Source organism: Bradyrhizobium sp. SZCCHNS1050 (assembly GCF_032484785.1).
Classification (GTDB): Bacteria; Pseudomonadota; Alphaproteobacteria; order Rhizobiales; family Xanthobacteraceae; genus Bradyrhizobium.
Genome location: NZ_JAUETR010000001.1, coordinates 909,202 through 927,712, shown reverse-complemented (window position 1 = coordinate 927,712; position 18,511 = coordinate 909,202). Strand labels below are relative to the sequence as shown.

Below are 18,511 nucleotides of genomic sequence, written 5' to 3'. Positions count from 1 at the left end.
ACCATCGCTTAACTTCCCAACGCCTGAGTTACTCATCCGCAGATCGCGCGCCGCGTCGCGTCTGCACTATTTGGAGCCGGCTGGCGCTGCGAGCGCGGCCGGATGATGCCATGACCGTCGACGTCTCCGGCCTGAAGGCCGACAAGCGTCCCGCCGCGATCCGCGTCGTGATCCCGTTCGTGACCCGCCACTGGCTGAAGCAGCCACGCATGACGCTCGGCATTGCGTGCGCGCTGCTCGGCGCCACCGCTGCCGATCTGTTCATGCCGCTGTTCTCCGGCCGGCTGGTCGATGCGCTCACCCTGGGCCCAGGCAATGCCGATGCACGGCACAGTGCGCTGGTGGCGTTCGCCGCCATCGTAGCCCTCGGCTTCGCCTCGATCGTGCTGCGATTGTCGGGCCTGCAGCTGATCGTGCCGTTCACCCTGCGCATCATGTCCGACGTGGCGCGCGACGCCTTCGTGCGCGTGCAGCGCTTCTCGACCGACTGGCACGCCAACAGCTTCGCCGGCTCCACGGTGCGCAAGATCACCCGGGGCATGTGGGCGCTCGACCTCTATAACGACACCATCCTGCTGGCGCTGCTGCCGTCGCTCTCGGTGCTGCTGGGCTCGATGGTGCTGCTCGGCCTGCACTGGGGCGCGCTGGGCGGCGTGATCGCCGTCGGCGCGGTGCTGTACGTCGCGATGACCGTCGCGTTCTCGACCCGCTACATCGCCCCGGCCGCACGGATCTCCAACGCCTGGGACACCAAGGTCGGCGGCACGCTGGCGGACGCGCTGAGCTGCAATGCGGTGGTCAAGTCGTTCGGCGCGGAAGCCCGCGAGGACGGCCGGCTGATGCGCGTCGTCAGCCGTTGGAGCCGCCGCGTCAACCGCACCTGGCTGCGCTACAACACCACGGCGGCCGTGCAGCTCGGCGTGCTGCTGTGCCTGCGCTCCTCGGTGATCGGCGGCGCCGTGCTGCTGTGGATGGCGGGCAAGGCCTCGCCAGGCGACGTCACCTATGTGCTGACGAGCTACTACGTTATCCATGCGTATCTGCGTGACGTCGGCATGCACATCAACAACCTGCAGCGCGCGGTCAACGACATGGACGAGCTGGTCGCGATCCACAGCGAGCCGATCGGCATCATCGATGCCAAGGACGCCAGGCCGATCGCGGTGACCGGTGGGCACATCGTGTTCGATGCGGTGACGTTCCACTATGGCGGCCATCGCACCCCGCTGTACGACCGGCTCTCGGTGGACATCCGGCCGGGCGAGCGGATCGGCCTCGTCGGGCGCTCCGGCTCCGGCAAGACGACCTTCGTCAAGCTGGTGCAGCGGCTCTACGACGTTGGCGGCGGCCGCATCCTCATCGACGGGCAGGACATCGCGCATGCCACGCAGGACTCGCTGCGCAGCCAGATCGCGATCGTGCAGCAGGAGCCGATCCTGTTCCACCGCTCGCTGGCCGAGAACATCGCCTATGGCCGTCCTGGCGCCAGCCAGGCCGAGATCGAGCAGGCGGCGCGGCTCGCCAACGCGCATGAGTTCATCACGCGCCTGCCGAAGGGCTACGGCACGCTGGTCGGCGAGCGCGGCGTCAAGCTGTCGGGCGGCGAGCGGCAGCGGGGCGCGCTGGCGCGGGCGTTCCTGGCGGACGCGCGGGTGCTGATCCTGGACGAGGCGACCTCGAGCCTCGATTCGGAATCCGAGGCGCTGATCCAGGGGGCGATGGAGCGGCTGATGAAGGGCAGGACGGCGATCGTGATCGCGCATCGGCTGGCGACCGTGCGCAGCCTCGATCGCATCCTGGTGTTCGACCGCGGCCGTATCGTCGAGCAGGGCAGCCACGCCACGCTGGTTGGCAGACCCGGCGGACTCTATCGCAGCCTGTTCGAGCGCCAGGCCACCGAGTTCGGCCAGCTCTCGGCCGCCGGTTGACAAAAATGGTGAGGGGCCCGGCGCTGCTGCGCCGAGCCCCTCATGAACATATCAGCCGGCCTGTAAGCCGGGTTCTGTAGGGCACCGTGATGCTTGCGCATGACGATACGTGACGGCCATTCCTCTGGGATCGCGCTTGCGCGCGACCTCGGGCAACCTACCCGGACGGCGAGCCTGACATCGCTCCCGCGGACGTCATCGCCTTGGCATCATCTGCCTTGGCGATTGTCTCCGCGTGGCCGTCCCTATTCGGTTTTGCTCCCGGTGGGGTTTACCATGCCGGTTCCGTTGCCGGCCCCGCGGTGCGCTCTTACCGCACCTTTTCACCCTTACTCGCCTCCCTCGCGGGAGGAAGCGGTTCGTTCTCTGTGGCACTATCCCTGGGGTCGCCCCCGCCGGACGTTATCCGGCACCGCATGTCGATGGAGCCCGGACTTTCCTCCCCGGCGGCCTTTCGGCGCCTGCCGGAGCGGCCGTCCGGCCGACTGACGCAGCTTGAATGGGGCTTCCCGGCCATCAGGTCAAGCCATCGCTGCGCCGGCAAAAATATTATCCTGGGCGTGTCGTTTCGTGAGCGCGCCATTCGACTGGATGTCGGCGATCCGGCCGAAACAAGGGAGCAAGTTCGATGCAATATCTGTTGATGATCTACCAGAACGAAGTCGACTACGCGAAGATGGAGAAGGAGGCCGAGGGCAAGATGCTGGCGGAGTACCAGACCTTCACCCAGTCGATCATCTCGAGCGGCAATTACAAGGGCGGCGACCGGCTGCAGCCGACCACGACGTCGACGACGGTGCGGGTGCGCGACGGCAAGATCCTCACCACGGACGGTCCGTTCGCCGAGACCCGCGAGCAGCTCGGCGGCTATTACATGATCGAGGCCAAGAATCTCGACGAGGCGATCGGGATTGCCGCGCGGATTCCCGGCGCCCGTTTCGGCTCGATCGAGGTGCGGCCGGTCTGGCAATATAATCATTGAGGCCGGTGCGCTCGCGGCCGAGAAGGGTCACCGATGACGCTTGATGCGATCGACAAGGTGTTCCGCGATGAGGCCGGCCGCGCACTCGCGACCTTGATCCGGCTCGTCGGTGACTTCGATCTGGCCGAGGACGTGCTGCAGGATGCGTTCGCTGCGGCGCTGCTCAAATGGCGGGGGTCCGACGCTCCCGCCAACCCGCGGGCGTGGCTGGTCAATGTCGCCCGCAACAAGGCGATCGACCGGATCCGGCGGCGGAGCAATTTTCGCGGCAAGGAGGCGGAGATCGTTCACGCCATCGAGCGCGATGCCGCCAACGACGATGCCGACGCGCCGGGCGATCTCGACGACGACATGCTGCGGCTGATCTTCACCTGCTGCCATCCGTCGTTCGCGCCGGAGGTCCAGGTGGCGCTGACGCTGCGCACGGTCTGCGGCCTCACCACCGCCGAGGTCGCCCGCGCACTTGTCACCGGCGAGGAGGCGATGGCGCAGCGCCTGGTGCGCGCCAAGCAGAAGATCCGCCTCGCCGGCATTCCCTACGAGGTGCCGGGACGCGATGCGCTCGAGGAGCGGCTGCGCGGTGTCCTGACCGTGATCTATCTGGTGTTCACCGAGGGCTATCTCGCGACCTCAGGCACCGAGCTGATTCGTGAGGATCTCGCGCGCGAGGCGATCCGGCTGTGTCGCCTGCTGCTTGGCTTGATGCCGGAGGCGCGCGACATCAAGGGCCTGCTCGCGTTGATGCTGCTGCACGATGCGCGGCGCGCCGGCCGTACCAATGCGGCGGGCGACATCGTCCTGCTGGAGGAGCAGGACCGCTCGCTGTGGAATCGTGAGCAGATCGCCGAAGGGCTTGGGCTGGTCGAACAGGCCCTGGGCATGAAGGGGCTCCCGCAGCCCTATACGGTCCAGGCAGCGATTGCCGCGCTTCATGCTCAGGCCTCCAGCTACGCTGAAACGGATTGGCGGCAGATCGTGGGGCTCTACGAGGTTCTGCTGCGGATCGCGCCATCGCCTGTGATCGAGCTCAATCATGCGGCCGCTGTCTCGATGGTCGACGGCCCGGCGCGGGCGCTGGCACTGGTCGATGCGCTGGCCGCGCGCGGCGGATTGAAGCAGTACGATCTGCTGCCGGCGGTGCGGGCAGACCTTCTGCGGCGGCTCGGTCGGCGCGACGAGGCGCGCGCTGCTTACCGCGAGGCGAGCGCAGCCACGCAGCTCGCGCCGCTCAAGCGTCTCTATGCACGGCGGCTCGGCGAGCTCGACGTGGAGGCCTGACGTGTCAGACGCGCGGCGCCTGATCCTCGGCCGGCAGGCTCGTCAGCAGCGCATGCAACGTCCACAAGGTCGAGCGGTCGGCGATGCCGTCGATCTTTTCGGGGCGGAAGTGCCGCTGGAACGCGGTGACGACATCCATGGTGATGCCGTCGAATTTACCCGTGATCGGCACGCCATAGCCGTATTTGGCGAGCGCCTTCTGCAAGCCCTTGACGTCGTCGCCGATGCTGCCGAGCTTTAGCGTCTCGCCCTTGGTGATCGCCGCCGGCTGCACCCAGTGGCCCACGCCCGAATTCGCCAGCGAATGCCACGGGAATTTCTCACCCGGATCCTTCTTGCGCGCGGGTGCCACGTCGGAATGCCCGAGCACGCGATGCGCCGGGACATTGCGGCGGAGCATGATGCCCCGGCACAGCGCGATGACCGCCGCGATCTGCCGCGGTGGGAAATCCGGATAGCCCCAATCGTGGCCGCGATTGACGATCTCTATGCCGATCGAGCAGGAATTGATGTCCTCCTCGCCGTCCCATGACGAGAGACCCGCGTGCCAAGCGCGCAAGGCCTCCGGCACGCACTGGACGATGCGTCCGTCCTCGAGCACGACGTAATGCGCGGAGACCTCGCTGCCGGCGGTGCACAGCTTGGTGATTGCCCCTTCGACATCCGGCATGCCGGTGTAATGAAGAATGATCATGTCCGGCTGGCGCCCACCCTTGCGCTCGCCGAAATTGGCCGACGGGATCACGTCGGAGACAACCGACGAGTCCGGCGTGAAGACCGGCAGGTTGGAAACGCCTTTGGGGATCTGCAGCGCACGAGGACGCTTCGATTCCGGCTTGTCGGAGGGACTTGGCATGAACGACTCGAAGCGGACGGCGGCGGCGGCTCAAACCGGATATGGGCAGGCACTACTCTTTTACATGACCCAGCCGCAATCGAAATCGCATGCGAGCCCTCGCTATTGAGCGGACCGTTGTATCGCGATCGCCGGTCCGCCGAACGGCACGGCGGCGAGCAGGACGAAACGTCTACCGGGCAGCTCCGCCTCGCGGTCCAAGTGCCCAACATCCGCCACAGACCATCAACGGTTTGTTAACGCTAAACGCCGTTACTGAGTGGTGAAGAGCCAAGCCGGCTTTCGGGACGGCAAGCCGCCACGATGCAAGGTCCTGCACGGCAGATCACGATCGAAAGCGGTTCCGGGGCGCTCCGGCGCCGCGCGATCGCTGTCGGATCGAGGATCTCGACATGGCCGGATCGTGCTGCTGATGTCGTGACGGCGCGACGGATGACGGAGCGTCCCGGGAGATGGCTTGGCGAATTGACGGGGCGCGAGGATCGAGGGCGCGATGGGCTCGCTGCCAACCAAAGTCAGTCTGAAGCAACGGCGCGCGTGCGGAGCGGCCGGGTGAGCACGGCTGACCAGCGGCACATCCCGGTGCTCGGCCCCGAAGCGGTCGAGATGCTGGCGCCACGCGGCGGCGGAACCTACGTCGATGCGACCTTTGGTGCCGGTGGCTATACGCGCCTGATCCTGGCAACGGCGGGAACACACGTCATCGGGATCGATCGCGACAGCACCGCAATCGCCGGCGGCGCAGGTCTCCTCGCCGAAGCGGGCGGTCGCCTGACACTGGTCGAGAACCGTTTCTCGGCATTGGCCGACATCTGTGCATCGCGAGGCCTTGCGCATGTCGATGGCATCGTGATGGATGTCGGCGTCTCCTCGATGCAGCTCGACTCCGCCGCGCGCGGCTTCTCGTTCAGGTTCGACGGCCCGCTCGACATGCGGATGGGCGGCACGGGACCGACGGCCGCCGATGTCGTCGCCAACGCTGCCGAGCGCGCTCTGGCCGACGTCATCTACATCTTTGGCGAAGAGCGGCACTCCCGCGCCGTGGCGCGGGCCATCGTCGCCGCGCGCAAGGAACAGCCGATCACGACGACGCGGCAACTCGCCGACATCGTCGCGCGCGTGGTGAGATCCAAGCCTGGCGACATCCATCCGGCGACGCGCACGTTCCAGGCGCTGCGGATTCTCGTCAACGAGGAGCTGGACGAGCTCGAACAGGCGCTGTCGGCAGCGGAGCGCGTGCTGGCGCCGGGCGGCCGGCTGGCGGTCGTCTCGTTCCATTCGCTCGAGGACCGCATCGTCAAGACGTTCCTCGCCGAGCGCAGCAGGACCGGCGGCGGCTCGCGCCATCTGCCCGAGATCGCGCAGGAGGCACCGAGCTTCCAGTTGCTCAACCGCAAGCCGGTCGTGGCCGCGGAGGCTGAGACCGAAGCCAATCCGCGGGCGCGGTCCGCCAAGCTGCGCGGTGCCGAGCGCACGGCGGCGCCGGCGCACGCTTCGGCATCCTCGTCGCCCTGGCCGCGGCTGGCCGATGTCCTGCGAGGAGGGTGACCGATGCGCCTCCTGCATCTCGTCGTGATCTGCTCGCTGATCTTCGCGGCGGCCTATGTCTATCGCATCAAGATGGACTCCACGGCGCGGGTCGAGCGCGTGCTGCAATTGCGCGCCGAGATCCGCGAGCAGCGCGAGGCCATCGCAGTGTTGCGCGCGGAATGGGCCAAGCTCGACGCGCCGCTGCGGCTGCAAGGGCTGGTCGAGCGGCATCTGCCGCTGAAGCCGCTCAACGCCACACAATACGACAGCCTGAAGAATCTGCCGGAGCGGCCGCCGCGATTTGCGCGACCGGACAATCCGGATCCGATCGGATCGATGATCGATGCGATCGACGCGATCAACGAAGAGCCCCCCGTGACCGGGTCGGTGCGTCGCCCGGAGGATCAGCAATGACCGATCAGCTTCGGCCCGACGTCAAGCCGCAGGAACCCTGGCGGCAACGTCTGGTGCGCACGCTGCTGTATGGGCGCGATGTCGATCGGACTGCCAAGGCGCGCGCGCGAGTCGGCCTCGCGATCATTGCCTTTGCTGCCGTCTACGCGGTCATCGGCGGCCGCCTCGTGATGTTCGCGATCGGCTCGGATGGTCCGAGCGCGCGGCGCGCCGCGCAGCAGGACGCCATCGCCACCGCGCGCCCCGATATCGTCGACCGCAATGGCGCCGTTCTCGCCACCGACGTGAAGACGCCGAGCCTGTTCGCCGAGCCGCGTCGTCTCATCGACAAGGACGAGGCAATCGAGCTTCTGACGGCGACCTTGCCGGATCTCGATACGGGCGAGGTCCGCGACCGACTGTTGTCGCGCAAGGGTTTCGTCTGGTTGAAGCGCGAGATGACGCCGAAGCAGCAGCAGGACATTCATCGCCTCGGCCTGCCGGGCATCGGCTTCCTGCGCGAGAACAAGCGCGTCTATCCGACCGGAAACGAGGTGGCCCATCTGATCGGCCTGGTGAACATCGACAACCAGGGCATCGCCGGCATGGAGAAGTGGCTCGACAATCAGGGCCTTGCCGACCTGCATCGCGCGGGCTTCGCCACCGATCGCCTGCAGCGCCCAATCGAGCTCTCGGTCGATCTGCGCGTCGAGCACGCGCTGCGCGACGAACTGCTCAAGGCCAAGGACAAGTTCAAGGCCAAGGCAGCTTCCGGTCTCGTCGTCAATGTCAGGACAGGCGAGATCATCGCCATGGTGTCGCTGCCGGATTTCGATCCCAACAACCCGAAGGAAGCGCACGATCCCGACCGGATCAACCGCCTGACCACGGGCGTGTACGAGATGGGCTCGACCTTCAAGGCGTTCACCCTGGCAATGGCGCTCGACACCGGCAAATATGATCTCAATTCGCTGTGGGATGCACGCGGGCCGCTGCACTACGGCAAGTTCGCGATTCATGACGACGAGCCGAAGGGCCGCTTCCTCAACATGAAGGAAGTGTTCTACTTCTCGTCCAACGTCGGCGCCGCCAGGATCGCGTTGACGCAGGGCGTGGAAGCGCACAAGGCGTTCCTGCGCAAGATGGGCCAGTTCGACCGGTTGCGCACCGAGCTGCCTGAGAGCGCCTCGCCGATCCTGCCCAAGCGCTGGGGCGAATTGAACACGGTCACGATCGCGTTCGGTCACGGCATGGCGGTGGCGCCGCTGCAGGGTGTGATGGGCGTCAGTGCGCTGGTCAATGGCGGCTATCTGATCCCGCCGACTTTCATGAAGCGCACCGAGGCAGAGGCGATGCAGGTCGCCAAGCGCGTGATCAAGCCGGAGACCTCGGAGAAGATGCGGTATCTGATGCGTCTGAACGCCGAGGTCGGCACCGCGCGCAAGGCCGACGTGAAGGGCTACTACATCGGCGGCAAGACCGGCACCGCCGAGAAGGTGATCAACGGCCGCTACGCCAAGAAGAAGGTGCTGACCCTCTTCACCGCCGTGATCCCGGCGGACAAGCCAAAATACCAGCTCCTGATCATGCTGGACGAGCCGCAGCCGCTGAAGGAAACCTATGGCTTCATCACCTCGGGCTGGAACGCGGTGCCGACCGCTGGCAACGTGATCTCCCGGATCGGGCCGCTGCTGGGAATTGAGCCCCGTTTTGACCTTCCGCCGTCCGACCGCCAAATTCTTGCGGCATCGCGGCTGACACAGTAAGCCGTCGTCGAATCGCAGGCTTTGGAGCTGCCGCCATCCCGGGCGGGGCCAGGACTGGCACGGAACCAGGATGAAACTTCACGACCTCCTGGGCGATCAGGCGACGCTCGACGCTCCCATCGCCGCAGTCGAGATATCCGGCCTCGCCGTCGACAGCCGAGCCGTGCGGCCCGGCGACCTGTTTTTTGCACTCTCCGGCACCAAGACCGATGGCTCCCGCTTTATTGCGGCGGCAATCGCGGCCGGTGCGGTCGCCGTGGCCGGCGCGGCGGGCCCTGGAACAGGGCTGGCCGTTCCATTCATCGCGCTGCCGAACCCGCGGCGGGCACTCGCGCTCGCTTCGTCCCGGTTCTATCCGCGGCAGCCGGCGACGATTGCCGCCGTCACCGGCACCAGCGGCAAGACGTCGGTCGCGGCCTTCACGCGCCAGATCTGGCAGCGCCTCGGCCACAGCTCGGCCAGCATCGGCACCGTCGGGCTGGTGTCGGACAAGCGCACCGTCTACGGCTCGCTGACGACGCCAGATCCGATCGCGCTGCATCGGCAGATCGACGAGATCACGCAGGATGGCGTCACCCATCTAGCGTTCGAGGCTTCGTCGCACGGGCTCGATCAGTTCAGGCTCGACGGTGTCAGGGTCTCGGCCGGCGGGTTCACGAACCTGTCGCGCGACCACATGGACTATCATCCGGACATCGCGCACTACCTCAACGCCAAGCTGAGGCTGTTCCGCGATCTCGTGCCGCCGGGCGGGCCTGCGGTGATCTCGGCCGATCATGAGTGCTCGCCGGAAGTCATCGCTGCGGCGCAGACGCGCGGTCTTCGCCTGATGACGGTGGGGACGCATGGCGACGGTGCAGGCGAGGGCATTCGCCTCGTGGCCGTTGCAATCGACGGCTTTGCGCAGCAGCTCCAGATCCAGCATTGCGGCCGCATGCATGCGGTCCGCCTGCCGCTGGTCGGCGCGTTTCAGATCGAGAACGCGCTGGTCGCGGCGGGCCTCGCGATCGGCACCGGCAGCGATCCGCAAGCGGTGTTCGAATCGCTCGAGCAGCTCGAGGGCGCCAAGGGCCGGCTCGAGCTGGTCGGCGAGCACAATGGCGCACCCATTTTCATCGACTACGCGCACAAGCCGGATGCGCTCGCCAAGGCGCTGCATGCGCTGCGGCCCTATGCTCCGCGAAAGCTCGTCGTCGTGTTCGGCGCCGGCGGCGACCGTGACACCGGCAAGCGCCCCTTGATGGGCGCGATCGCCGCCGAAGAGGCCGACAGTGTCATCGTCACCGATGACAATCCGCGCAGCGAGGATCCGGCTGCGATCCGCGCTGCAATCCTGGCCGCCGTACCCGGTGCGCGTGAGATCGGCGACCGAACGGAGGCAATCCGCGTCGCGATCGGCGAGCTGCAGCCCGGCGATGCGCTCGTGATCGCCGGCAAGGGCCATGAGACCGGACAGATCATCGGCAGCACTATTCTGCATTTCAGCGATCATGAAGCGGTCGCGGACGCGTTGGCAGCGAGGACATCATGACGAAGGCGCTGTGGACCGTGGCAGAGGCGGCGCGCGCGCTCGGCCTCGCCGGCGACTACCCGGAGACCCCGATCGACTTCGTCACGCAGGACAGTCGCGCGGTGAAGCCCGGCAGCCTGTTCGTGGCACTGAGTGGCACGCCGAGTGGCGGCTTCGTATCGAGCTTCGCCTCCAGCCGCGACGGCTGGGAGTTCGCGGCGAATGCCGAAGCGGCCGGCGCGGTGGCGATGATCGTTCCCCACAGGATCGATGGGATCACGGTGCCGCAGCTCGTGGTGCCGGACACGCTGATCGATGGGCTGTGGGCGCTGGCGCGCTCCGCGCGGGCGCGCTTCCATGGCCCGGTGATCGGGTTGACCGGCAGCGCCGGCAAGACCTCGACCAAGGAGTTCATCGCCGCCTATCCCGGTGCCTCTGCGAGTCCGTCGAGCTTCAACAATTTCTGGGGCGTACCGCTGACGCTGTGCAACGCCGATCCTTCCGCTTCGGTGTGGGTCGTCGAGATGGGCATGAATCAAAAAGGCGAGATCGCGCGGCTGACGGAGCTGTCGCAGCCGACGGTGGCGCTGGTCGTGAATGTGCAGCCGGTGCATCTGGAGAAGCTCGGCAGCCTGGAAGCGATCAGGAGAGAGAAGGTCTCGATCGCGCATGGGCTGCCGGCTGACGGCGTCCTCGTGTTGCCGGCCGATCTCGCAGCACCGGAATGGACCGGCAAGGTGATCCGCTTCGGTGGCGGCGCTGACGTCCGCGAGCTCTCGCACGACTCGCGCGGCGAGACCTGGGATGTGAGCGCCGACATCGCCGGTCGCCGCGTCGCCTTCACGCTGACGCCGGGTGCGCCGCATCGCCTGCACAATGCGCTGGCGGCGCTCGCCTCCATCGCAGCGGCCGGGCTCAATCCAGCGCTGCTCGCGCCGACGCTCGGCGATGTCGGCATCATGACCGGCCGTGGCGTCGAGCAGACCGTCGGCGACATTGTTCTGATCGACGACAGCTTCAATGGCAACCCGGCCAGCATGGCGGCGGCGCTCGACAGTCTGCAGGCGCGACCGGTGCGGGGACGGCGGATCGCCATCATCGGCGACATGCTCGAACTCGGCGACGAGGCGCCGGCCTATCATCAGGGGATGGTCGCTCATCTCGCGGGGGTCGACGGCGTCTATTGCGTCGGTCCGCTGATGCGTCACCTGTTCGATAGCCTGCCTCACGCGAAGCGGCTCGGCTGGCATGAGGATCCGGTGACTCTGGATCCCGGTCGGGTCGCGGCGCTGCTTGCGCCGGGCGACGTCGTCGTCATCAAGGGCAGCAAGAAGATCTTCTGGGTCAATAAGTTCGTGTCGAAGCTCGCCGCGGCGCTGCAGCGGCCCACTTGAAAATCGGGCGATATCGCGGCGCGGCAGAAGGATATTTTCCACTGGTGGTCGAAGCGGTCATGCCGGATGGGTCATTCCGCCGGGCTATGATTCGCACCCGGCCCCGATCATGGTTAAAAGAGGCTGGACCGGATTCGCGACCGAATTCGTGTTCGCGGTCTCGGTGAGGCGGCATAGGCGGGTTGGATGTTCTACTGGTTGATCGAGCTGACGAATACGTTTCCGAGCCTGTCCGTCTTTCGCGGATTGCTGAACGTGTTCCGCTACATCACGTTCCGTACGGGCGGCGCCGTCGTCACCGGGGCGCTGTTCGTGTTCCTGTTCGGGCCCTGGATCATCGATCATCTTCGCCTGCGCCAGGGCAAGGGCCAGCCGATCCGCACCGACGGCCCGCAATCGCACATCATCAGCAAGAAGGGCACGCCTACGATGGGCGGCTTGATGATCTTGTCGGGCCTCGTCGTCTCCACCGTGCTGTGGGCCAATCCGCTCAACCCCTATGTTTGGATCGTGCTCGCGGTGACGCTCGGCTTCGGCTTCGTCGGCTTCTATGACGATTATCTGAAGGTGACCAAGCAGTCGCATTCCGGCTTTGCCGGCAGACTGCGGCTGCTGATCGAGGCTGCGATCGCTCTGGTCGCCTGTTACGCGCTGGTGCGGCTCGGGCGCGATCCGTCCTCGACCGGGCTTGCCATTCCGTTCTTCAAGGATCTGGTGATCAAGTTCGGCTGGCTCTATGTCATCTTCGGAGCGTTCGTCATCGTCGGCGCCGGCAATGCCGTGAACCTGACCGACGGGCTCGACGGCCTGGCAATCGTGCCGGTGATGATCGCCTCCGCCAGCTTCGGCCTGATCGCCTATCTCGCCGGCAATGCGGTGTTCTCGGACTACCTGCAGATCCACTATGTCGCGGGCACTGGTGAGCTTGCCGTGCTGTGCGGCGCGGTGCTCGGCGCGGGCCTCGGCTTTCTCTGGTTCAACGCCCCGCCGGCGTCGATCTTCATGGGCGACACCGGCTCGCTGGCGCTCGGCGGCATGCTCGGATCGATCGCGGTCGCGGTGAAGCACGAGATCGTGCTGGCTGTCATCGGCGGCCTGTTCGTGCTGGAGGCCGTGTCGGTGATCGTGCAGGTCGCCTCGTTCAAGCTGACCGGCAAGCGCATATTCAAGATGGCGCCGATCCACCACCATTTCGAGCAGCTCGGCTGGACCGAGCCGCAGATCGTGATCCGGTTCTGGATCATCTCGGTGATGCTGGCGCTGGTCGGTCTCTCGACGCTGAAGCTGCGCTGACATGATCCCCGTCACCGCATTTGCTGGAAAGACCGTCGCCGTGTTCGGGCTCGGCGGCTCGGGGCTGGCCTCGTGTCATGCCCTGCGGGCCGGCGGCGCCGAAGTGATCGCGGCCGACGACGGCGCCGATCGGATGACGGAAGCGGCGAAGGCGGGTTTCATCACCGCCGATTTGCGCACCGTCTCCTGGGCGAACTTCGCCGCGCTGGTGCTGGCGCCGGGCGTGCCGCTGACCCATCCCGTGCCGCATTGGACCGTATTGAAGGCGCGCGAGGCCGGGGTCGAGGTGATCGGCGACATCGAGCTGTTCTGCCGCGAGCGCAGGCGGCACGCGCCGGATGCGCCGTTCGTCGCGATCACCGGCACCAACGGCAAATCGACCACGACGGCGTTGATCGCGCATCTGATGCGCGTCGCCGGCTACGACACCCAGATGGGCGGCAATATCGGCACCGCGATCCTGTCCCTCGAGCCGCCGCGCATGGGCCGCGTCCACGTCATCGAGATGTCGTCCTACCAGATCGACCTGACACCATCGCTCGATCCGAGCGTCGGCATCCTGCTCAATGTCAGCGAGGATCACATCGACCGGCATGGCACGATCGAGAACTACGCGGCCGTAAAGGAGCGCTTGGTGGCGAGTGTCCAGTCCAAGGGCTCCGCGATCGTCGGCGTCGACGACGGTTTTTCGCGCGCGATCGCCGACCGGCTCGACCGGGCCGGCAAGCGCGTCGTGCGCATCTCGGTGAAGAACCCGCTGGCGGACGGGCTGTATGTCGAGCACGAGACGATTGTGTGCAGTGCAGGCGGGGCCCGCAGCGAGGTCGCCCGGCTTGGCGGCATCGGCTCGCTCCGCGGCCAGCACAATGCTCAGAATGCGGCCTGCGCCGCCGCCGCGGCGCTCGCGATCGGTGTGAAGGAGGACGTTTTGCAGCAAGGGCTGCGCAGCTTCCCGGGCCTGGCGCATCGCATGGAGCAGGTCGGCCGTCGCGGCAACGTGCTGTTCGTGAACGACTCCAAGGGCACCAACGCAGACGCGACCGCGCACGCATTGTCGTCCTTCGCCGACATCTTCTGGATCGCCGGCGGCAAACCGAAGGCCGGCGGCATCACCAGCCTCGCGGGTTTCTTCCCGCGCATCCGCAAGGCCTATCTGATCGGCGAGGCGGCCGCGGAGTTCGCTGGCACGCTGGGCGACAAGGTGCCGCACGACATGTCCGGCACGCTGGAGGTCGCGGTCTCCCAGGCGGCCGCCGATGCGGAGGCCTCGGGATTGAAGGATGTCGTGGTGCTGCTGTCGCCGGCCTGCGCCTCCTTCGATCAGTTCCGCAACTTCGAAATCCGCGGCACGCATTTCCGCGACCTGGTGCAGGCGCTACCGGGCGTGGAGCGGGTGGCCTGAGGCAGCATTGCCAGCGATTTTCTTAACCCTTCGATAACCATCCTGGGTGCCAATGGGCTGACACTCGGCTCAGGTGGACGCCCGATGCTCTCCCGTGAAGAACGCAATCCGCTGTCCGACTGGTGGTGGACGGTCGACAAGCCGCTGCTCGGCTCCATCCTCGCGCTGATGCTGTGCGGGGTGATCCTGTCGCTCGCGGCCAGCCCGCCGGTGGCGACTCGGATCGGGCTCGATCCGTTCCACTTCTTCAACCGCCACGTCCTGTTCCTGCTGCCGTCGTTCATCGTGCTGATCGGCGTTTCCTTCCTGTCGCCGCGCCAGATCCGGCGCAGCGCGCTGGTGGTGTTCACGATCGCCATCGTGCTGATCGTGCTGACGCTCGCGATCGGCCCGGAGGTGAAGGGCTCGCGGCGCTGGATCACGCTGATCGGCGTCAACATCCAGGCGTCCGAGGCGGCGAAGCCGGCCTTCGTCGTCGTTTCCGCCTGGCTGTTCTCGGAATCCGCGCGGCGGCCCGACATGCCGGCGACCACGATGGCGTTGGTGCTGCTGCTGATGCTGGTGTCGCTCCTGGTGATGGAGCCGGATTTCGGCCAGACCATGCTGATCCTGATGGTCTGGGGCTCGCTGTTCTTCATCGCCGGCATGCGCATGATCTGGGTTGCGGGCCTCGCGGGCGCCGCCGCCACCGGCCTGTTCGGCGCCTATCTCTTGGTCCCGCACGTCGCCGGCCGCATCAAGCGCTTCATGAACCCGGCCTCCGGCGACACCTTCCAGGTCGACACCGCGATGGAGGCGTTCTCCAACGGCGGCTGGTTCGGGCTGGGGCCGGGCGAGGGCATCGCCAAGCGCAGCCTGCCGGACAGCCACACCGATTTCGTGTTCGCGGTCGCTGCCGAGGAGTTCGGCATCATCCTGTGCCTGGCGCTGGTCGCGCTGTTTGCGTTCATCGTGATCCGCACGCTGTCGCGCGCCTATGCGACCGAGGATAGCTTTGCGCGCTTCGCGGCCTCGGGCCTCGCGATCCTGTTCGGTATCCAGGCGGCCATCAACATCTCGGTCAATCTGCAGTTGATCCCGGCCAAGGGCATGACCTTGCCCTTCATCTCCTACGGTGGCTCCTCGATCGTGTCGCTGGCCTATGGCGTCGGCATGATGCTGGCGCTGACCCGACAGCGGCCGCGGATGGAGCTCGAGGCCGGCGACGCAGCCGGCGCGCTGCGCAATTACGCTTAGGCTGCTGGCTCGCAATGACGAGACATTGCCTGTAAACAAGCGCGCATGACCTCAACCGCGCCTCTCATTCTGCTCGCGGCCGGCGGCACCGGCGGCCATCTGTTTCCGGCTGAAGCGCTCGGCGTCGAGCTGATCAGGCGCGGCTATCGCGTCCGTCTCGTCACCGACGCGCGCGCGCTGCGCTACAGCGGCCTGTTCACCAAGGACATGATCGACGTGGTGCCGAGCGAGACGGTGCGCAGCCGCTCGCCGGTCGCGCTCGCGCGCACCGCGCTGCTGCTCGGCACCGGCACCATCGCGGCCTTCAACCTGATGCGGCGGCTCAAGCCCGCGGCCGTGATCGGCTTCGGCGGCTATCCGACCGTGCCGCCGCTGCTGGCGGCGCGCCTCGCCGGCGTGCCCAGCCTGATCCACGACGCCAATGCCGTGCTCGGCCGCGCCAATCGTTTCCTGTCCGCGCATGTGAAGGCGATTGCAACCTCGTTGCCGGGCGTGCTCGACCGCGATCCCGCGCTGGCCGGCAAGACGACCACGGTCGGCACCCCGATGCGACCTGCAATCCTCGAAGCCGCGGGCGTGCCCTATGTCCCGCCGGAGACCGCCGGGCCGCTGCGGTTGCTCGTCGTCGGCGGCAGCCAGGGCGCGCGCATCATGAGCGACATCGTGCCCGGCGCGATCGAGCGGCTGGAGCCGGCGCTGTGGGTCCGTCTGGTGCTGACCCAGCAGGTGCGCCAGGAGGACATGGCGCGGGTGCGCGCGGTCTATGACCGGCTCAAGATCAATGCCGATCTGCAACCCTTCTTCACCGACCTGCCGGCGCGGCTCGCCGCCAATCACCTCGTGATCTCGCGTTCCGGCGCCGGCACCGTGGCCGAGCTCGCCGCGATCGGCCGGCCCTCGATCCTGGTGCCGCTGCCGGGCGCCATCGACCAGGACCAGTTCGCGAATGCCGGCGTGCTGTCGGACGCGAGCGCCGCGATCCGGATCGTGCAGAGCGAATTCACCTCCGACAGGCTGGCCTCCGAGATCTCGGCGCTCGCCGCCGAGCCGACGCGTCTCGCCGCGATGGCCCAGGCTGCGCGCACAGCCGGGCGGCTCGATGCCGCGGAACGGCTGGCCGATCTCGTGATCAGGACGGCGGCGCTCTAGTCGCGCAAGCGCACGGTGATCCCATGATGAACCGGAGCTCCGACAATGGCGCTGTCCTGCTTGACGATCATCCGATGCACTTGCGGCGCCATCCGTCCTTTGTGCCTGTGCTCGTCGGATTTTGCGACCAGCTGATTGCGCCGCTGCGCGGTCAACGCCTGATGATCAAGCTGTTCGGTCAGCGCGCTCCGACGGAAATCGCTGCGCACATCGTGATGATGCACATGTCGGCGCGCAAGCCGGTCGAGCGGCCGACCCTGACACGCCTGCAGAGGCGGCTGCCGGGTCCGCGGCAGACGGCGGCGTTCGTCGCGGTGTTGCGCGGTCTGTCGCTGGTGACCGTCGAGCGCGATCCCGAGGATGCTCGTATCCGCTACCTGGTGCCCGGCCCCGTCATCCTCGAGGGGCTGCGAGGCTGGCTTGCCATGCATCTGGATTGCCACGCCCGATTGACGCATGCCGGCGGACTGAGCCTTCGTCTGCAGGATGACGCCGCGTTCTATGCGGAGACGATCCGGCAATGTGCGAGCTGGCTGTGCCGCGACAATCGGCCCCTGACGGGATTTCCCGATCTCGCCTGGACCGACGAGCACGACAGCGGCATCCATCTGGCGCTGACGCTCGTCGCCCGGTCCGCCGTTGGGCGCGAGGCCGTCGCGATTTCGACGGCGGAGCTTGCGAGCTCGCTCGGCGTCTCGCGCTCCCATATCCGCAATCTGCTGACGACCATGGAGGGGCGCGGTCTGCTGCGCTTCGCCGACGGGCGCCGGCATCTGATACTGACGCCGGGTTTCGTGGCCTCCGTGGAGGCCTGGTTCTGCCACCAAGTGTGTTGGCTCGCGGCCGCAGCCGCGCGTGCGGATCGCGTGCTGCGGCCAGCTTGAGGCGTCAGATCATCGTGACCCGGCCGGTGCCGATGTCATAGATGCCGCCCACAATCTTCACCTTTCCTTCGGCGACCATGCGGCCGACAATCGGCTTGGCGGTCGACAGGCGCCGGACGTTGCTGCGCACGTTCTCCGCGGTGGCTTCGGCCAGCAGATCCTGCGGCTTCTTCGCGATCGCAGCCTCGACGCCGGGTTTGAGCGCATTGATCAGTGCGGGCAAGTGGCCTGGCAGCTTGGTGCCGTCCTTGAGTACCTTGATCGTCGCATCGATGGCGCCGCAGCCGCTGTGACCGAGCACCAGCACGAGAGGCGTGCCGAGGAACTTGACGCCATATTCGAGGCTGGCGAGACCGTCGTCGTTGACGAAATTGCCGGCGACCCGGACCACGAACAGCTCACCGGGCGCTTGATCGAACACCAGCTCGGGGGCGACCCGGGCATCGGCGCAGCTCACGATCGCGGCGATCGGGTATTGGGCCGCGGCGCGCGCTGCCCGGCCGGCCGAGAAATCCTTGTTGTCGAGGTTGCCGGCGACGTAGCGCGCGTTGCCATCGACGATGCGCTTCATCGCGTCGTCCGGAGAGATGGCGTTGGGAGGCATCGCGCTGTCGCTCGCCTGCTTGGCTTCCTTGGCAAACGCCGGAAGTGCGCCGACCGCCGCGGCAGCCAGCACTGCGCCGCCGCCAAGCAGCCGGCGCCGGGACAATACGGGAGGGTGCGTTTCACACAGCGAGCACATCGGCGAGGGTTCTCCATCAAAGATTGAAATATGCGTGCCCGGCACGCCGGCCGCCCGCTACTCATGCCACGCGAACTGACGCGGCGAGCGCGCAAAAATTGCAGGTATCCTGTTGGGAGGGGGCAGCGTGTGATCGCGCTTAACAATTTGTGAAGGTGGGATCGAGCG

Annotated in this window: 16 protein-coding genes and 1 other RNA gene; 13 read left to right on the top strand and 4 right to left on the bottom strand. The window is 66.9% G+C overall.

Annotation, left to right across the window (positions count from 1 at the left end):
• The first annotated feature begins 110 nt into the window (after positions 1 to 110).
• Positions 111 to 1,928: an ABC transporter ATP-binding protein gene (locus QX094_RS04380; RefSeq protein ID WP_316187651.1), complete on the top strand. Its 1,818-nt coding sequence runs from the start codon at positions 111 to 113 to the stop codon at positions 1,926 to 1,928.
• 47 nt (positions 1,929 to 1,975) lie between these two features.
• Here QX094_RS04380 and rnpB read toward each other — a convergent pair.
• An RNA gene (rnpB, locus tag QX094_RS04375) (RNase P RNA component class A) lies at positions 1,976 to 2,417 on the bottom strand.
• Between the two features lie 139 nt (positions 2,418 to 2,556).
• Between rnpB and QX094_RS04370 the strand changes: the two genes are divergently transcribed.
• The gene (locus tag QX094_RS04370) at positions 2,557 to 2,910 is read left to right on the top strand and encodes a YciI family protein (protein ID WP_315713448.1); all 354 of its coding nucleotides are present in this window, start codon (positions 2,557 to 2,559) and stop codon (positions 2,908 to 2,910) included.
• Between the two features lie 33 nt (positions 2,911 to 2,943).
• Complete coding sequence (locus tag QX094_RS04365; protein WP_315769176.1) at positions 2,944 to 4,188, top strand: RNA polymerase sigma factor; 1,245 nt, start codon at positions 2,944 to 2,946, stop codon at positions 4,186 to 4,188.
• 4 nt (positions 4,189 to 4,192) lie between these two features.
• Here the strand turns inward: QX094_RS04365 and QX094_RS04360 are convergent, their stop codons facing one another.
• Positions 4,193 to 5,044 (bottom strand): N-acetylmuramoyl-L-alanine amidase, encoded by an 852-nt coding sequence (locus QX094_RS04360; protein ID WP_315769174.1) that lies wholly within the window; start codon positions 5,042 to 5,044, stop codon positions 4,193 to 4,195.
• 552 nt (positions 5,045 to 5,596) lie between these two features.
• On the opposite strand from QX094_RS04360, the gene rsmH reads away from it, so the two are divergent.
• The 9 genes from rsmH to murG all read left to right on the top strand — a co-directional run bounded on the left by rsmH (position 5,597) and on the right by murG (position 16,717).
• Positions 5,597 to 6,592, top strand: a complete 996-nt coding sequence (rsmH, locus tag QX094_RS04355; RefSeq protein ID WP_315769172.1) for a 16S rRNA (cytosine(1402)-N(4))-methyltransferase RsmH — start codon at positions 5,597 to 5,599, stop codon at positions 6,590 to 6,592.
• A 3-nt stretch (positions 6,593 to 6,595) separates the two neighbouring features.
• Positions 6,596 to 6,988 (top strand): hypothetical protein, encoded by a 393-nt coding sequence (locus tag QX094_RS04350; protein ID WP_315713444.1) that lies wholly within the window; start codon positions 6,596 to 6,598, stop codon positions 6,986 to 6,988.
• A complete protein-coding gene (locus QX094_RS04345; RefSeq protein WP_315752422.1) occupies positions 6,985 to 8,733 on the top strand; it encodes a penicillin-binding protein 2 in 1,749 nt (582 codons plus the stop codon). Before QX094_RS04350 ends, QX094_RS04345 begins: the two co-directional genes overlap by 4 nt.
• Before the next feature lie 70 nt (positions 8,734 to 8,803).
• Positions 8,804 to 10,264 carry a UDP-N-acetylmuramoyl-L-alanyl-D-glutamate--2,6-diaminopimelate ligase gene (locus tag QX094_RS04340; protein ID WP_316184019.1) on the top strand — a complete coding sequence of 487 codons (1,461 nt, stop codon included), beginning with the start codon at positions 8,804 to 8,806 and terminating at the stop codon, positions 10,262 to 10,264.
• Positions 10,261 to 11,637 (top strand): UDP-N-acetylmuramoyl-tripeptide--D-alanyl-D-alanine ligase, encoded by a 1,377-nt coding sequence (murF, locus tag QX094_RS04335; RefSeq protein ID WP_316184018.1) that lies wholly within the window; start codon positions 10,261 to 10,263, stop codon positions 11,635 to 11,637. Before QX094_RS04340 ends, murF begins: the two co-directional genes overlap by 4 nt.
• 186 nt (positions 11,638 to 11,823) lie before the next feature.
• Complete coding sequence (mraY, locus tag QX094_RS04330) at positions 11,824 to 12,930, top strand: phospho-N-acetylmuramoyl-pentapeptide-transferase (RefSeq protein WP_315713440.1); 1,107 nt, start codon at positions 11,824 to 11,826, stop codon at positions 12,928 to 12,930.
• A 1-nt stretch (position 12,931) separates the two neighbouring features.
• Positions 12,932 to 14,332 (top strand): UDP-N-acetylmuramoyl-L-alanine--D-glutamate ligase, encoded by a 1,401-nt coding sequence (murD, locus tag QX094_RS04325; protein ID WP_316184016.1) that lies wholly within the window; start codon positions 12,932 to 12,934, stop codon positions 14,330 to 14,332.
• Between the two features lie 84 nt (positions 14,333 to 14,416).
• Complete coding sequence (gene ftsW / locus QX094_RS04320) at positions 14,417 to 15,568, top strand: putative lipid II flippase FtsW (protein ID WP_315752427.1); 1,152 nt, start codon at positions 14,417 to 14,419, stop codon at positions 15,566 to 15,568.
• 45 nt (positions 15,569 to 15,613) lie between these two features.
• The gene (murG, locus tag QX094_RS04315) at positions 15,614 to 16,717 is read left to right on the top strand and encodes an undecaprenyldiphospho-muramoylpentapeptide beta-N-acetylglucosaminyltransferase (protein WP_316184014.1); all 1,104 of its coding nucleotides are present in this window, start codon (positions 15,614 to 15,616) and stop codon (positions 16,715 to 16,717) included.
• Here the strand turns inward: murG and QX094_RS04310 are convergent.
• The gene (locus QX094_RS04310) at positions 16,714 to 16,926 is read right to left on the bottom strand and encodes a hypothetical protein (protein WP_315752429.1); all 213 of its coding nucleotides are present in this window, start codon (positions 16,924 to 16,926) and stop codon (positions 16,714 to 16,716) included. The genes murG and QX094_RS04310 overlap by 4 nt on opposite strands.
• 15 nt (positions 16,927 to 16,941) lie before the next feature.
• On the opposite strand from QX094_RS04310, the gene QX094_RS04305 reads away from it, so the two are divergent.
• Complete coding sequence (locus QX094_RS04305) at positions 16,942 to 17,601, top strand: hypothetical protein (RefSeq protein WP_316184012.1); 660 nt, start codon at positions 16,942 to 16,944, stop codon at positions 17,599 to 17,601.
• 4 nt (positions 17,602 to 17,605) lie between these two features.
• Here the strand turns inward: QX094_RS04305 and QX094_RS04300 are convergent, their stop codons facing one another.
• Entirely contained in the window at positions 17,606 to 18,343 is a 738-nt protein-coding gene (locus QX094_RS04300) for a carbonic anhydrase (protein ID WP_315769162.1), read from the bottom strand.
• Between the last annotated feature and the right edge of the window lie 168 nt (positions 18,344 to 18,511).

Bases quoted from the DNA above. Each gene is read 5' to 3' on its own strand.
- QX094_RS04380 (WP_316187651.1), top strand. From the start codon at position 111: ATGACCGTCGACGTCTCCGGCCTGAAGGCCGACAAGCGTCCCGCCGCG.
- QX094_RS04370 (WP_315713448.1), top strand. From the start codon at position 2,557: ATGCAATATCTGTTGATGATCTACCAGAACGAAGTCGACTACGCGAAG.
- QX094_RS04365 (WP_315769176.1), top strand. From the start codon at position 2,944: ATGACGCTTGATGCGATCGACAAGGTGTTCCGCGATGAGGCCGGCCGC.
- QX094_RS04360 (WP_315769174.1), bottom strand. From the start codon at position 5,044: ATGCCAAGTCCCTCCGACAAGCCGGAATCGAAGCGTCCTCGTGCGCTG.
- QX094_RS04350 (WP_315713444.1), top strand. From the start codon at position 6,596: ATGCGCCTCCTGCATCTCGTCGTGATCTGCTCGCTGATCTTCGCGGCG.
- QX094_RS04345 (WP_315752422.1), top strand. From the start codon at position 6,985: ATGACCGATCAGCTTCGGCCCGACGTCAAGCCGCAGGAACCCTGGCGG.
- QX094_RS04340 (WP_316184019.1), top strand. From the start codon at position 8,804: ATGAAACTTCACGACCTCCTGGGCGATCAGGCGACGCTCGACGCTCCC.
- murF (WP_316184018.1), top strand. From the start codon at position 10,261: ATGACGAAGGCGCTGTGGACCGTGGCAGAGGCGGCGCGCGCGCTCGGC.
- mraY (WP_315713440.1), top strand. From the start codon at position 11,824: ATGTTCTACTGGTTGATCGAGCTGACGAATACGTTTCCGAGCCTGTCC.
- murD (WP_316184016.1), top strand. From the start codon at position 12,932: ATGATCCCCGTCACCGCATTTGCTGGAAAGACCGTCGCCGTGTTCGGG.
- ftsW (WP_315752427.1), top strand. From the start codon at position 14,417: ATGCTCTCCCGTGAAGAACGCAATCCGCTGTCCGACTGGTGGTGGACG.
- murG (WP_316184014.1), top strand. From the start codon at position 15,614: ATGACCTCAACCGCGCCTCTCATTCTGCTCGCGGCCGGCGGCACCGGC.
- QX094_RS04305 (WP_316184012.1), top strand. From the start codon at position 16,942: ATGTCGGCGCGCAAGCCGGTCGAGCGGCCGACCCTGACACGCCTGCAG.
- QX094_RS04300 (WP_315769162.1), bottom strand. From the start codon at position 18,343: ATGTGCTCGCTGTGTGAAACGCACCCTCCCGTATTGTCCCGGCGCCGG.